A 13,281-nucleotide genomic window follows, 5' to 3' on the forward strand; every position below is an offset into this window, starting at 1 on the left:
CAGGCGCTCACGCCTGGGGAAGCTCCTCGCCTTGGACGGCCTGGATTTCCAGTTCGACCTTCAGGCTTTCGCCTACCAGGGCTACGCCCGCTTCGACGATCTGGTTGAAGCGGATGCCGAAGTCGGTGCGGCGGAGTTCGGCGGTCGCGCGGAACGCGGCGCGGAGGCCGCCCCACAGGTCGCCGCCGCTGCCGAGGTAGGTCATGTCGAGGTCGACCGGCTGGGTGACGCCGTTGAGGGTGAGGCGGCCGTGGACGGTCCAGCGGTCGGGCCCGGCGGCGGTCAGCCCCTCGCCCTCGTAGGTGACGACCGGGTGGACGTCGGCGTTCAGGAAGTCGGCAGAGCGCAGATGGTCGTCGCGCATCTTGTTGCCGGTGTCGATGGACGCCGCCTCGATGCGCGCCGTGACGCGTGACTCCTCGACCGGCTCGGCGATCTCGATGCGTCCCTCGAAGGCGCCGAACCGGCCGCGGACGCTCGACAGGCCGAGGTGCTGCGCGACGGCGCCGACGTTGGAGTGCGCCGGGTCGATCGTCCAGGCGCCGGCCGGCGGGAGCTCGGTGCCGCCCGCCCGGCCGAGGACGATCTTCCCGATGTCGGCGGTGCCCGCGCTGGAGACGATCATCGTTGAGGCGGCCGGCTGGAAGCCCATCGCCGTCACGATCACCGTGTAGGTGCCGGGGGGCAGCGGGCCGGCGGCGAGCACGCCGTCCTCCCCGGTCTGCTCGCGCGCGACCTGGTCGCCCGCCAGGTTCGTGACCGTGACGATGGCGTGCCGCACCGCCCAGCCGTCCTTCGTCCGCACCGTCCCGCGCAGACCTCGGTTCGCGTCCATCAACGACCCGCACTCCAGGTTCCGTGTTCTGGGGCCGCCGCCCGCGGGCGGCCCGGCTCGCTCGCGTCCGTCACTCGTCCGGGTAGCCGAGCTTCAGGTCGTGGTCGTCCAGTCCGCCGCCGGAAAGCGACAGACCGGTCGCGACCGGAGGATATCCGGACGCGATCAGCGTGTACTGGCCGCCGGTGAGGTCGGTGAAGGCGTACTCGCCGTCCGGTCCGGTGATGACCATCGCGACGACGTTCCCGGCGGCGTCGACGAGCGTGACCCGCGCGTCCCCGACCGGTTCGCCCGACTCGTTGCGGACCGTCCCGCGAATCCGGGCGCCGGGCGGCATGTCCACGTCCAGCACCGTCTGCCCGCTCCCGGCGACCTCCACCGGCATCGCGACCGGGCGGTGCGCGGCGGCGCTGACGGCGAGCGTGTAGGCGCCGGTCACGATGTCCTTGAACGCGTAGCGGCCGTCGGGGTCGGTGCGTCCGGTGCCGACGACGTCGCCGCGCACGTCGGTGACGACGACCATCGCGTTGACGATGGGGGTGCCGTCGGCGCTGCGGACCGTTCCGACGAGGCCGCCGCTGCCGGCCAGCAGCACTTCGAACTCGACCGGCCGGTCGCCGACGACGAGCGTCGCGGCCTGCGGCTCGTGCCCGCCGGTCGCGGCGATCAGCACGTAGCTGCCGGGGCCGGGCGTCGGCAGCGCGTACCGCCCGTCCTCCCGGGTGATGGTGCGGGCGAGCTGGTGGCCGTCCACGCCGATGAGAGTGAGGGCGGCCGAGGCGACGGGCTCGCCTTCGCGCGTCCGGACGACGCCCCGCACCGGAACGCCGCCGGGCTCGTGCAGCCCGTTCTGCTGGGCCAGGAGGTGCACCTGGGAGGCCAGGTCCAGAGTGGCCGAGGGCGCCGCCGGCTCCTCGGGCGGGGTCGGCGGCGTGGCGGTCTTGGCGAAGCGGCCGTCGTCCTGGGGGCCGTGGCCGCGCGCGTGCCTGCCGGCGCCGATCGCACCGACGGCACCCGTCCGCACCGCCGGGGACGGCGGGTGGACGACGCCGCTCTCCGCGGGCGCCTCCTGCTGGACGGCGGGCGCCGGCTCGCCCTTGCCGCGGTGCGCCGAGCCGCGCAAGGGGAGTTCCTTCAGCGCGAGCACCGCGAGGAACCCGACCAGGGCCACCGGGATGCCGACGAGGAAGACGGTCTGCAGCGAGTTCGTGAACGCCTCCTGGATGATGCCCCTGACCGGCGGGGGAAGCTTGCTGATCTCCTCCGGGGAGCCGAGACCGTGCGCACCGCCGCCCGGCATGGGGATGCCCGCGGCGCGGAAGCCACTGGTGATCTCGTCCGCGACCCGGTTGGTGAGGATAGCGCCGAACGCGGCCACGCCCATAGCACCGCCGAGATTACGGAAGAACGAGACACCGGACGTCGTGGAGGCGAGGTCGGCGGGCGCCGCGGCGTTCTGCGCGGCGAGGATGAGGATCTGCAGGCTGAGACCCATCCCGACGCCGAGGACGGCGAGGTCGGTACCGACGAGCACCTTGGGCGAGTCGGTGTGCAGCAGCGACAGCAGGTACAGCCCGCCGGCGACGCACAGCAGCCCGAACACCGGGAAGATCTTGTAACGGCCGGTGCGGGTGACGACCTGCCCGGAACCGGTGGAGGTGACGAGCATGCCGACCACCAGCGGCAGCGTCATCAGGCCGGACGCCGTCGGGCTCATCCCCTTGACGATCTGCAGGTACTGCGGCATGTAGATCATCACGCCGAACATCGCCATGCCGACGCAGACGGAGACGAACGAGGTCAGCAGGAAAGTGGGGTTGCGGAACAGCCGCGGCGGCAGGATCGGGTCGCGCGCGACGCGCTCGGCGACGATCGCGAGGACGAGCAGCACGGCGGCGGCGCCGAGCAGGATGTAGGTCCACTGGGAGTTCCAGGCGAACTCCGTCCCGCCCATGGACAGCATCAGCATCAGCAGCGCGGCGCTGCCGGTGATGGTGAACGCGCCGAAGACGTCGATGCGGGTGTCGCGGCGCACCTTCGGCAGCTTGAGCACCTTCTGGATGACGAGGAACGCGACGACCGCGAGCGGCACGCACACGTAGAAGCACCAGCGCCAGCCCAGGCCGTCGGTGTCCACGATGAACCCGCCGAGCAGCGGCCCGGCGACGGTCGAGACGCCGAAGACCGCGCCCATGAACCCGGCGTAGCGGCCGCGCTGCCGGGGCTCGACGACGTCCCCGAGGATGACCTGGGCGAGCGCGGACAGGCCGCCGACGCCGAGGCCCTGGAACGCGCGGGCCGCGATGAGCTGGCCGATGTCCTGCGACAGGCCCGCGCCCACCGAGGCCGCCACGAAGATGATCAGGGCGGTCTGGAACATGAGCTTGCGCCCGGCGATGTCCGACAGCTTGCCCCACAGCGGCGTGGACGCCGTCATGGTCAGCAGCGAGGCGCTCGCGACCCAGGAGAGCTTGTCCTGGCCGCCGAGGTCGCCGACGATCGTCGGCAGCGCCGTCGCGACCACCGACGTCGAGATCATCGACGTCAGCATCGCCATCATCAGACCGGCGAGGATCTCCAGGATCTGACGGTGCGTGTAGTGCGGTCGCGCTTGCTCTGGCGCCGCCGGGCCGTGCGACGCCACGCTCGCCTGAGCCACCCTGCCCCCACAACTCGGATGAAATACCTGTGTTCTGCATATACCTTATGTAGACGGTTGTTTACTTGCAACTCATTGGATAATGGGGATGGACCGTTACCGGTGACCGGGAGCTGGGGATGCAGGTCGAGAAGGAGCCCCGCCGCGAGGTCGCGCGGCGGCGCAAGCGCGACCGGGAGGCCACCCGGCGCCGCATCCTGGACGCCGCCCGCGACCTGTTCGGCGAGCACGGCTACGACGGCGTCACCGTCCGGATGATCGCCGCACGCGCCGAGGCGAACATGGCGCTGGTGAACCGGTACTTCGGCTCGAAGGCGGCGCTGTTCGGCGAGGTGCTGGCCGGGGAGTCGGTGATCCGCGGCGTCATCGCGGGCGACCCCGAGGGGCTGCCGCGCCGCCTCGCCGAGCACTTCGTCCGGCAGGTCGACCAGCGCTCGGTCACCGCCATGTCCCGGATGCTGGACCGGTCGGCCGGCCACCCCGAGGTCAAGGAGATCCTGCTCCGCTACCTGGAGGACGTCATCGTCGAGCCGATGGTGGCGCAGCTGGACGGGCCCGACGCGCGGGCGCGGGCGCTGCTGGCGTCCACGATCATCATGGGCGGCGGGCCGGTGCGGCGCCTGCTCGGCCTCGGCGACCTGCGCGCCGCCGACCCCGCCGAACTCACCGACCGCCTCACCGCGATGTTCACCGCCGCCCTCGCCCCGTCCGTCCGTCGCGAGGCGTAGCGGCGCCGGGCCCGCGTACCGCGGCGGGAGCAGCCGAGATCGGCTTCAGGGCGGAGCGGCCGGTCGCGGGGCGCGCATAGGGTTCTGGCATGAGGCGGGCGGGCGCGCTCAAGGCGCGGTGGGGCAGGACGGGACGGTCCGCGCGCTGGACTGCGGCCGGGGTCGCCGTGGTGATCGCGGGCGGTGCCGCGGCGTGGGGCGCGACGGCCGACGGGGAGGCCCGCGTCCGGGAGACCGAGCAGCGCGTCACCGTCGTCGACGGGCCGAAGGACGACCAGCGCGTCACGCTCGACACGACGTTCTACAAGCCGGTCGGGCGGGCGAAGGGCCCGGCGGTCCTGCTGGGGCACGGCTTCGGCGGCAGCAAGCGGGACGTCGCGGGCGAGGCACGCGGCCTGGCCCGCGCCGGGTACGCGGTGCTGGCCTGGTCGGCGCGCGGGTTCGGGCGCTCGACCGGCGAGATCGCCCTCAACTCCCCCGACTACGAGGTGAAGGACACCCGGCAGCTGATCGACTGGCTGGCGCGGCGCCCGGAGGTCCGGCTCGACGGGCCCGGCGACCCGCGCGTCGGGATGGCGGGCGAGTCCTACGGCGGCGCGATCGCGCTGATGACCGCCGCGTACGACCGGCGGGTGGACGCCATCGCGCCGCAGATCACCTGGAACAGCCTGCCCGACGCGCTCTTCCCCGACGCCGCCGCGGGCGCGAAGCCCACCGACGGCGTCTTCAAGAAGCTGTGGGCGGGCCTGTTCTTCACGGGCAGCGCCGGCCGCACGGCGTGCGGGCGTTTCCTGCCGTCCCTGTGCGACATGTACCAGGAGGTCGCGGAGAAGGGCCGTCCGACCGAGTCGGCGATCGCGACGCTGCGGCGGTCGAGCCCCGCGTCCGTCGCCGACCGGATCAGGGTGCCGGCGCTGGTCGTCCAGGGGCAGTCCGACTCGCTGTTCCCCCTCGACCAGGGCGACGCCAACGCGCGGGCGATCGCGCGGAACGGCGCGCCGGTGTCGGTGGTGTGGTTCCAGGGCGGGCACGACGGCGGCGACCCGGAGACCGAGCGGGTCGAGGGACTCGTGCGCGACTTCTTCGACGCGCGGCTCATGCGGACGTCGGCGCCGTCCCCGGACGGGTTCACGGTGACGCGGGCGGGCGGGCTCGACTCCTCCACCCAGGCGGTCGTCGTGGACGAGGCGTCGACGCGGCGTTATCCGGGGCTTTCTGGTGACTCGTCGACCCTGCCGCTGGCCGGGAGCGAGCAGACGATCTTCAACCCGGCGGGCGGGGCGCCCGCGTCGATCTCGGCCCTGCCGGGGCTGGGGGCGCTCGGTTCCCTTGGCGGGTCGCTCGGCGGCTCCCTGGGCGGGCAACTGCCCTCGGACATGCCCGGGCAGACCGCCACGTTCGACACTCGTCCGCTGGACCGTCCGCTGTGGCTGACGGGCGCCGCGACCGTCCGGCTGAAGGTCAGCGGGGACGGCCCGCTGTTCGCGAAGCTCTACGACGTCCCCCCGGGCGGGGCGGCTGCCCCGGCGCGGCGGCTGGCCGCACCGTTCCGGGTGTCGGGCGGCGAGGTCACGGTGACGCTCCCGGCGATGGACTACCGCTTCGACCGCGGGCACCGGCTCCGCCTGGTCATCGCCACCACCGACATGGGGTTCGCGACGCCCGCCGAGCCCTCGTCGTACAAGGTGCAGGTGGTGTCGCCGCTGAGCGTCCCGTCCGTCCCGTCGCTGAAGACCGCGCCGGCGCCTCTGCCCGCCTGGGTGTGGGCACTGCCTCTCGTTGCCGTCGCGTTGGCGCTCGCCATCCTTCTCCCTGGACGCCACAGGCGCGGCGCCGAAACGGACAACGACGTTCCCCTGGAGATAACCGGGCTAACGAAGGCGTACAAGAACGGGCATCTCGCGGTCTCGGACCTGTCGTTCCGGGTGGAGAAGGGGCAGGTGCTAGGGCTCCTCGGCCCGAACGGTGCGGGGAAGACGACGACGCTGCGCATGCTGATGGGGCTGATCCATCCTGACTCAGGCTCGATCCGCATCTTCGGGCACCGCGTGTACCCGGGCGCGCCCGTGCTGTCCCGCCTGGGGTCGTTCGTAGAGGGACCTGGATTCCTGCCCCATCTTTCCGGCCGCGACAACCTGGACCTCTACTGGCGCGCCACCGGCCGTCCCCTGGACGAGGCCCACTTGGACGAAGCGCTGAAGATAGCCGACCTGGGCTCGGCGCTGGACCGGGCCGTCCGCACGTACTCGCAGGGGATGCGGCAACGTCTCGCCATAGCGCAGGCCATGCTGGGGCTGCCCGACCTCCTCGTCCTGGACGAGCCCACCAACGGACTCGACCCGCCCCAGATCCGCGAGATGCGGGAGGTGCTCGTCCGGTACGCGGCCGCCGGGCGGACGGTCATCGTCTCCAGCCACCTGCTCGCCGAGGTCGAGCAGACCTGCACGCACGCGGTCGTCATGGCCGCCGGCCGCCGCGTGGCCGCCGGCCCGGTCGCCGAGATCACCGGGTCCGGCCGCCGCCTGGAGGACGCGTTCCTGGAGATCATCGGAGAGGGTCCATGACCGCCTACCACGTCCGGCGCACCCTTCCGCTGCGGGTGGAGGCCGTCCGGCAGTTCCGGCGCCGCCGCACGCTGGTGGCCTTCGCGATCCTGCTCGTGCTGCCGTGGGTGCTGGTCGCCGCGTTCAAGCTCGGCGGCGACCCGGGCCCGGACGGCGTCCCCAGCCTGGTCGACGTCGCCACGTCGTCCGCGCTGAACTTCGCCCTGTTCGCCCTCTTTGTCTCGACCGGTTTCCTGCTGGTGGTCGCGGTCGCCCTGTTCTGCGGCGACACGGTGGCGAGCGAAGCGGGCTGGTCGTCCCTGCGCTACCTTCTCGCCGCGCCCGTGCCGCGCGCCCGGCTGCTGCGCCAGAAGCTGATCGTCGCCCTGTCCTACGCGGTCGTCGCGGTCGTCAGCCTGCCGCTGATGGCGCTGGTCGCCGGGGCGGCCGGGTTCGGCTGGGGCGACGTCGAGCTCCCGACCGGCGGCACCGTCCCGGTGAGCACCGCGCTCGGCCGCATGGCGATCATCGTCGGCTACTCCCTGGTCGCGCAGCTCGTCGTCGCCGCCCTGGCGTTCCTGCTCTCCGTGACGACCGACTCCCCTCTGGGCGCGGTCGGCGGCGCGGTCGGGCTCGTCATCGTCAGCAACATCCTGGACGCCGTCACAGCGCTCGGCTCCTGGCGCGACTTCCTCCCGACGCACTGGATGTACTCCTGGATGGACGCCCTGCAGCCCGAAGTCCAGTGGGCGGGCATGGCCAAGGGCGCCGCCATCTCCGTCTCCTACGCCGCCGTCCTGTTCGCACTGGCGTTCCGCCGTTTCCGGACGCGCGACATCGTCTCTTGATTCGGTGCCGTCACCTGATTTCGGCCACGATCCGCGATCTTCTGGACGCGAACCGTGGAAATGGGCTTCCCAAAAATCGGTCGAACGGGCAGTGTTGGTCGCATAAGCTCAGCGAACCTCGTCCGGCCCGGCCGCGTCACATGAGGTAACCGCTCGATCCACGGGTTTTAAAGGCAGCCCGGCGGGGGGAGATGATCACCATGGCACGGCAGCAGCTCATCAAGCGCCCCAAGCCCCCACGTCAACCGAGCCAGCCCGACCTGCGAACCCCCTCGGGCCGCCTCCTGCCGTACTGACCCTCAACGGGAGAGCCGCGAAAGGAAGCTCTCCCTGTCCACGACCACCCGCTCGACCCGGCCCTCACCCACCACCGCGCCCCGTCCGTCGACGGCTTCGAACGCGAAGGCCAGGCGCGTCCCGTCCGCGTCCCGCAACTCGGCGGTGACCGTCACCCGTCCGCCGACGGGTGTGGCCGCGCGATGCCGGACCTCGACCCGCGTCCCGACCGAGGTCGCGCCCTCCTCCAGCCAGGGCCCGACCGCCTTCACCGTGGCCGCCTCGGCGAGCGCGAGCAGCCGCGGCGTCGCCAGCACGGGCACGTCCCCGCTCCCCACCTGGACGGCCGTGTCCGCCTCCGCGACCACGATCTCGACCTCGCCCCGCAGCCCCGGCGTCAGTTTCATGCGCCCATCCTGCCCGGCTAGGCGTGCAGCTCACGCTCGAGCCGCGCGGCCACCTCCCGATACCGGCTGACCGGCACCAGGTGCACCCCGTCGAACGCCCCGCTGTCGCGCACGGCCAGCACCTGCTCGCACGCCGCCGCGACCCCGGCCGCCCGGTCGCGCTCGACCGCCTCGACCAGCTCGTCCGGGATGTCGATGTCCGGAATCGACGCGGCCAGGTTGCGGGCCATCCCCGCGCTCGCCAGCACCATCACCCCGGCGTACACGGGCCCCTCGACGTCAACGGTGTCCCGCCACCGCAGCAGGCTCTCCACCGAGTAGCTGACCTGGACGAACATGAAGTCCGCCGCCCGCTTCCAGTCAGGGACCCGCCGCAGCCCGGAGGTCACCCCCACCTGGAACGGGGCACACCCGGCGAAAGCGGCATCCTCCCCCGCCGCCCGGGCCTCCTCGATCATCGCGCGCACGGTCAGCTCGCTCGTCCGTCCGCCGGCCGAGGGCTTGTCCCCGTAGACGAAGAGGAACCGCTCGACCCCGTAGGCAGCGGCCGTCAGCAGGTCGCGCCGGAACCCGAGCAGGTTCCGGTCGCGGGAGTTCAGGCACGCGATCCCGCGCGCCCCCATCGCCTGCACCTCATGAGCGACGGCCACACTCGACACCGTCGCCCGCCCGATGTGGTTGTCCGGGATCAGGAACGAGTCCGCCACCGGACTCAACACCCCGATCTGATGCCGCACCCGCCGCAGATCCGGCCGCGTAGGCGGCTCCACCTCACAAACAACCTCAAACCCCATCCCCCAACCCTAGCGAGCGACCGGGGGTCGGGGCCATCCAGAAGGCAAAACGCCATATGGCACAACGCGAGGTGTCCACACGCCACCCCGCAAGATACAACTGAACTCTTCCCGTGACGTCTATGCAGGTGAAGGAGCGGTGGCAGTCTGCTCCGCCCTCAGCCAGAAGCTACCGGCGAAGTGCCATGTTGCTAACCGACTCATGTTGCCCTGCACATAGCAGGATGCATCGGGCACAATCGAACTGACGGCGGCTTCTAGGACGGCAGATGATGCTTCGATGGCCCTGGCCCACCGGTGGGAGGCGGCTCGCGTACCGCCTGCTCCTCGCCGTGGACCTGGAGAAGTACAGTCACCTGGACGCGCAGCGGCAACTCGCCGCCCAGAAGGACCTTCGCAGGTTACTCAACGGCTCCGCGAGAAGGTCCGGGCTCCGAACCAGCGGCTGGTACCGCCAGCCGGGCGGGGACGGGGAACTCGTCGTCATGCCCGCCGACGTCGACATCCCCCACGTGGTGGGCGCCTTCGCCTGCGACCTCGAACACGCGCTCGCCGAGCTCAACGAGCATCGGGCCACCCGCCTGCGCATGCGGCTCGCGTTCCACTACGGCACCATGATCGAAGGGCCGCTCGGCCCGGCCGGCGACGCCCCCGTCGTGGTCTCCCGGTTGCTGGACGCGGCACCGCTGCGCGACCACCTCGCCGAGCACCAGGACCGTGACCTGGCCCTGGTGGTGTCCGACATCCTGTACAAGGACGTCGTGGGGAGCGGCTTCTGCGCCCTGAACCCCACGAACTTCGTCAAGCTGGAAGTAGTGATCAAAGAGAAGCCGTACAGCGGCTACATCCACCACGACCCGGTGCTGCCGCGGGAGCCTCTCCTCCCGGAGCCCGCCGCATGATCGGTCTTCAGTCCTGCGCAGCGCCGTACCGCCTGCGGAGCGAGCTCCGCAGAAGCAGCCACTGCACGCTCGAAATCGACAGGACAGCGCTCAGGCGATCAGTGGAATCCCGCATCAGGACGGAGTCCCCGTCAAAGGCGATCTCGACGCAGTTCCCGCCCCCGCTGCGGCTGCTCTTTCTCCAGACCACCTGCGATCGTTCCGTCCTGTCCACACTGGCCCCTTCCAACCGCCGGCCCTCGCGACGCGGCTGTCAGAATTCCTGGGCACAACCTTGGAGGCGTCCTCGCAGGCCGATCAGGATGCGAACGGCGACCTTCTGTTCGGGCGGACATCCTCAAGCTCGGCCATGCCCTTCGGCGCACGATCTCAGGCACACCACAGTCCTGTGTCGTGCTCTGTCAATGTGAAAGTGTAAGTGTTCACCGTAGATCAAGCCATAGGTGGATCAATCACCCGTCGCCGGTGATGCGGGCAAGGCTTCTCAGAGGGATTCCGCGGCCGTGTTGAGCAGCACGGCCGAGCCTTCCGGGCCGAGCGAAATTCGGCGCAGCACCTCGAACTTCTCGCGATACCGGACGATGTCCTCGCGATAGTCGCGCCCGATCAACTCCCCCTGTGCGCCTTCGAGGTAGAGCACGTCGTCGTCCTCGGGCTCAACGAACTCGATGAGCTTGAACGGCCCGCTCAGCCCCGGATGCGCTCCATGGCCGAACGGGACGATCTCGATCGTCACGTTGGGGCGCTTCGTCATCTCCAGCAGATGCGACAACTGGGCCCGCATCACAGCGGCACCGCCGACCGGCCTGCGTATCGCCGCCTCGTCGATGACGAAGTAGAACCTGGGCGGAGCGTCGCCTTCGAAGATGTCCTGTCTGCGCAGCCGCACCTCGACCAGTTCGTTGATCTGCTCGGGTGCGGCCTCTCCGCGCAGGTTGGTGAGGATCTCCTTGGCATAGGCGCTGGTCTGCAGCAGCCCGGGAATGAGCAGAGGATCGAACTCCCGGCATACGCCGGCGGCCGACTCGAAGCCGATGAGCTCGGCCATCTGCGAACTGAGCACCCTGCGATAGGCGCTCCACCACGCCGTTTCACGAGCTGCCCGTGCCAGGCCCAGGAACTCGTCGAACCGCTCCGGCCCCACCCCGTACTCCTGCAACATGACACGGACGTCGCTCACCGCGACCCGGACCGTCCCACCCTCAATACGAATGATCTTCGAGAGGGACCAGTCCAAGGCCTTCGCCGCCTGCTCTTGCGTCAGCCCGGCGGCCTCGCGCGCCCTGCGGAGCTCTACCCGAAGGCGTCGCTGGTGAACAGTCGGACTGTCCGGCATGCCCCTACACCTTCCACTGCTCTGCCAGACGGCAGAGTGCAACCTTTCAAAGTGCCTAGGTCGCAAAGACTAGTGCACCACCAGCCGTATGGGGCCCCGCTCGTCCAAGGATTTGCCTAAACGGGACAGTCGAACACCCACAGAAGTACGCACTCGGCCACATGCGCCACATCCCACGCCTGAACTGCTAAGCAGCCCCAATCCGGGCTTGATGGGTCGTCCTTCCTCCTAAAGGAACAACCACACGACAAGCCACGCCAGGCATGGCAGCAGCCACAGAACCGTCGGCGGCGTCTCCCAAGTCATCAGGTCGCTCTCGCTCGGTACCGAGGGAGAAAGTAGCGTACGGTCCATGCAAAACCGGACACCATGAGGTCGGCTAATTCGACCCGATCTGCGGGCCCACCGAGGTCGGCGGGCCCATGCCGAGGTGTTCGGGATCAGCGGCCCCGGCCGGGGGCTCTAGGGTTCTCGGGTGCGCATGTATCTGTCTTCCTGGCGGACCGGGGAGCATCCACAACAGATGCTGGGGCTGCTGACCGGTGCCGCCGGGACGCGGGCCGCGGTGATCGCCAACGCTGTTGACGCCCTGCCCGACGCCGAGCGGCGGTCGAGCGGGAGATCGACGCCCTCGCCGCCCTCGGCCTGCGGCCGGTCGAAGTCGACTTGCGGGCGTTCTTCGGCCAGGACCCCAGCCGAGTCGCGGCCACGCTTCGCGGATTCCCCCTCCTCTGGGTCCGGGGAGGCAACGTGTTCGTCCTGCGCCACGCTCTGGCGGCGAGCGGCGCCGACCGCGCCATCGCCGAACTGCTGCGCGAGGACGCCGCCGTCTATGCCGGTTACAGCGCCGGCGCTTGCGTCCTGGCCCCGGACCTTCACGGCCTAGATCGGTGCGACGACCCCGAGGCAGTGCAGACCGCCTATGGCACCCCGGCCCGTTTCGACGGCCTCGCCGTCCTCGATTACGTCGTGGTGCCGCATATCGACTCCCCCGGCCATCCCGAGACCAAAATCCTCGGTGAGGTCGCCGACCACTATTGCGCGCAAGGCACCGCCCATCGCACCTTGCGCGATGGTCAATCTCTCGTGATCAACGGCCGCACCACCGCCGTCCACTGACCCGACACCGCCGGGTCAGTCATCGAGGATGCTGTTCAGCTCCGCGAGGATGTCGTGCCAGCCGGGCATGCGCGCCTCCGGAGGGGCGGCAGGGTCGAAGAGCACGTGGGCGCCCATAGCGCGAAGAGCTTCCAGATTCCGGCGGAAGGCCACATGGCCGGCCAGTTCGGCTTTGACCTGCGGCACCGCCAACGTCGGCACGCCCATGCCCAGGAGCTCGCAGAGCATCCCGACCGCGACCGTGTCCGTGATGCCCAGCGCCCACTTGTTGATCGTGTTGAACGTGGCCGGAGCCACCACGACGGCATCGGCGGGAGGCAGGCCGTTCGACGTCTCGTGCGGCCGGCGGAAGTCGGTCCGCACCGGCCCGCCCGTCAGGTCTGCGAGCCGCTCCATGTCCAGGAACTTGGCCCCCATCGGGGTCGCGATCACCCGGACATGCCAACCCTCGCCCTGCGCCAGCCGTACAAAGACCTCCACATCGGACGCCGCAGAGGCTCCACAAGCGATCACGTAGAGGACCCGTCCTGTGGGCATGCCCTTACTCGGCGGGGGCCAGGCCGCCGGAACGGCTCAGCCCTGTGCCGCCGAGGCCCCGAACGAAGCTTCCACCGAGCGTGCCCCACCACATCCGTGTCGCCACCTACCCGCGTACCTCGACTGAACAAGAACGAGATGAGCATCGCACCCGGCGCGGGCACGAGGTCAAGTCCGCCGCCAAGTACGACATCATCACGCGGCTTCCTCCGCGCACACCGCGCCGGGGAAGCGAGTGCGTTTGCTACGCGGCCGCACGGGCTCGGCCGATCGGTACCGGCCGGTTGAACCGACATA

The 13,281-nt window shown here is 70.6% G+C and carries 12 protein-coding genes; 5 read left to right on the forward strand and 7 right to left on the reverse strand.

Features of this window, described 5'->3' with window-relative positions:
• Nucleotides 1–7: 7 nt before the first annotated feature.
• Complete coding sequence (locus ABWI07_RS17275; RefSeq protein WP_353819118.1) at nt 8–835, reverse strand: YceI family protein; 828 nt, start codon at nt 833–835, stop codon at nt 8–10.
• Nucleotides 836–905: 70 nt separating this feature from the next.
• Entirely contained in the window at nt 906–3,494 is a 2,589-nt protein-coding gene (locus ABWI07_RS17280; RefSeq protein ID WP_149259672.1) for an MFS transporter, read from the reverse strand.
• Between the two features lie 119 nt (nt 3,495–3,613).
• On the opposite strand from ABWI07_RS17280, the gene ABWI07_RS17285 reads away from it, so the two are divergent.
• The 3 genes from ABWI07_RS17285 to ABWI07_RS17295 all read left to right on the forward strand — a co-directional run bounded on the left by ABWI07_RS17285 (nt 3,614) and on the right by ABWI07_RS17295 (nt 7,613).
• Entirely contained in the window at nt 3,614–4,222 is a 609-nt protein-coding gene (locus ABWI07_RS17285; RefSeq protein ID WP_353819119.1) for a TetR/AcrR family transcriptional regulator, read from the forward strand.
• Nucleotides 4,223–4,311: 89 nt separating this feature from the next.
• A complete protein-coding gene (locus tag ABWI07_RS17290) occupies nt 4,312–6,786 on the forward strand; it encodes an alpha/beta fold hydrolase (protein ID WP_353819120.1) in 2,475 nt (824 codons plus the stop codon).
• A complete protein-coding gene (locus tag ABWI07_RS17295) occupies nt 6,783–7,613 on the forward strand; it encodes an ABC transporter permease (protein ID WP_353819121.1) in 831 nt (276 codons plus the stop codon). Before ABWI07_RS17290 ends, ABWI07_RS17295 begins: the two co-directional genes overlap by 4 nt.
• 299 nt (nt 7,614–7,912) lie before the next feature.
• Here the strand turns inward: ABWI07_RS17295 and ABWI07_RS17300 are convergent, their stop codons facing one another.
• Both ABWI07_RS17300 and ABWI07_RS17305 read right to left on the reverse strand, forming a co-directional pair.
• Entirely contained in the window at nt 7,913–8,296 is a 384-nt protein-coding gene (locus ABWI07_RS17300) for a thioesterase family protein (protein ID WP_353819122.1), read from the reverse strand.
• A gap of 17 nt (nt 8,297–8,313) precedes the next feature.
• Nucleotides 8,314–9,003 (reverse strand): methylenetetrahydrofolate reductase, encoded by a 690-nt coding sequence (locus ABWI07_RS17305; protein ID WP_235036831.1) that lies wholly within the window; start codon nt 9,001–9,003, stop codon nt 8,314–8,316.
• Between the two features lie 356 nt (nt 9,004–9,359).
• Between ABWI07_RS17305 and ABWI07_RS17310 the strand changes: the two genes are divergently transcribed.
• The gene (locus ABWI07_RS17310; protein WP_353819123.1) at nt 9,360–9,992 is read left to right on the forward strand and encodes a nucleotidyl cyclase domain-containing protein; all 633 of its coding nucleotides are present in this window, start codon (nt 9,360–9,362) and stop codon (nt 9,990–9,992) included.
• 7 nt (nt 9,993–9,999) lie between these two features.
• On the opposite strand, the gene ABWI07_RS17315 is transcribed toward ABWI07_RS17310, so the two are convergent.
• Nucleotides 10,000–10,206, reverse strand: coding sequence for a DUF397 domain-containing protein (locus ABWI07_RS17315; protein WP_149259679.1), 207 nt, complete (start codon nt 10,204–10,206; stop codon nt 10,000–10,002).
• Nucleotides 10,207–10,476: 270 nt separating this feature from the next.
• Nucleotides 10,477–11,328: a helix-turn-helix domain-containing protein gene (locus ABWI07_RS17320; protein WP_149259680.1), complete on the reverse strand. Its 852-nt coding sequence runs from the start codon at nt 11,326–11,328 to the stop codon at nt 10,477–10,479.
• Between the two features lie 621 nt (nt 11,329–11,949).
• Between ABWI07_RS17320 and ABWI07_RS17325 the strand changes: the two genes are divergently transcribed.
• Entirely contained in the window at nt 11,950–12,447 is a 498-nt protein-coding gene (locus ABWI07_RS17325) for a Type 1 glutamine amidotransferase-like domain-containing protein (RefSeq protein WP_353819149.1), read from the forward strand.
• A gap of 15 nt (nt 12,448–12,462) precedes the next feature.
• On the opposite strand, the gene ABWI07_RS17330 is transcribed toward ABWI07_RS17325, so the two are convergent.
• Nucleotides 12,463–12,984 carry a flavoprotein gene (locus tag ABWI07_RS17330; protein WP_149259682.1) on the reverse strand — a complete coding sequence of 174 codons (522 nt, stop codon included), beginning with the start codon at nt 12,982–12,984 and terminating at the stop codon, nt 12,463–12,465.
• Nucleotides 12,985–13,281 lie beyond the last annotated feature (297 nt).

Source organism: Actinomadura sp. NPDC000600 (assembly GCF_040492135.1).
Classification (GTDB): domain Bacteria; phylum Actinomycetota; class Actinomycetes; order Streptosporangiales; family Streptosporangiaceae; genus Spirillospora.

What these genes read in the sequence shown, in the direction of transcription:
- ABWI07_RS17275 (WP_353819118.1), bottom strand. Translation starts at nt 835, where the DNA reads ATGGACGCGAACCGAGGTCTGCGCGGGACGGTGCGGACGAAGGACGGC.
- ABWI07_RS17285 (WP_353819119.1), top strand. Translation starts at nt 3,614, where the DNA reads ATGCAGGTCGAGAAGGAGCCCCGCCGCGAGGTCGCGCGGCGGCGCAAG.
- ABWI07_RS17290 (WP_353819120.1), top strand. Translation starts at nt 4,312, where the DNA reads ATGAGGCGGGCGGGCGCGCTCAAGGCGCGGTGGGGCAGGACGGGACGG.
- ABWI07_RS17295 (WP_353819121.1), top strand. Translation starts at nt 6,783, where the DNA reads ATGACCGCCTACCACGTCCGGCGCACCCTTCCGCTGCGGGTGGAGGCC.
- ABWI07_RS17300 (WP_353819122.1), bottom strand. Translation starts at nt 8,296, where the DNA reads ATGAAACTGACGCCGGGGCTGCGGGGCGAGGTCGAGATCGTGGTCGCG.
- ABWI07_RS17310 (WP_353819123.1), top strand. Translation starts at nt 9,360, where the DNA reads ATGATGCTTCGATGGCCCTGGCCCACCGGTGGGAGGCGGCTCGCGTAC.
- ABWI07_RS17320 (WP_149259680.1), bottom strand. Translation starts at nt 11,328, where the DNA reads ATGCCGGACAGTCCGACTGTTCACCAGCGACGCCTTCGGGTAGAGCTC.
- ABWI07_RS17330 (WP_149259682.1), bottom strand. Translation starts at nt 12,984, where the DNA reads ATGCCCACAGGACGGGTCCTCTACGTGATCGCTTGTGGAGCCTCTGCG.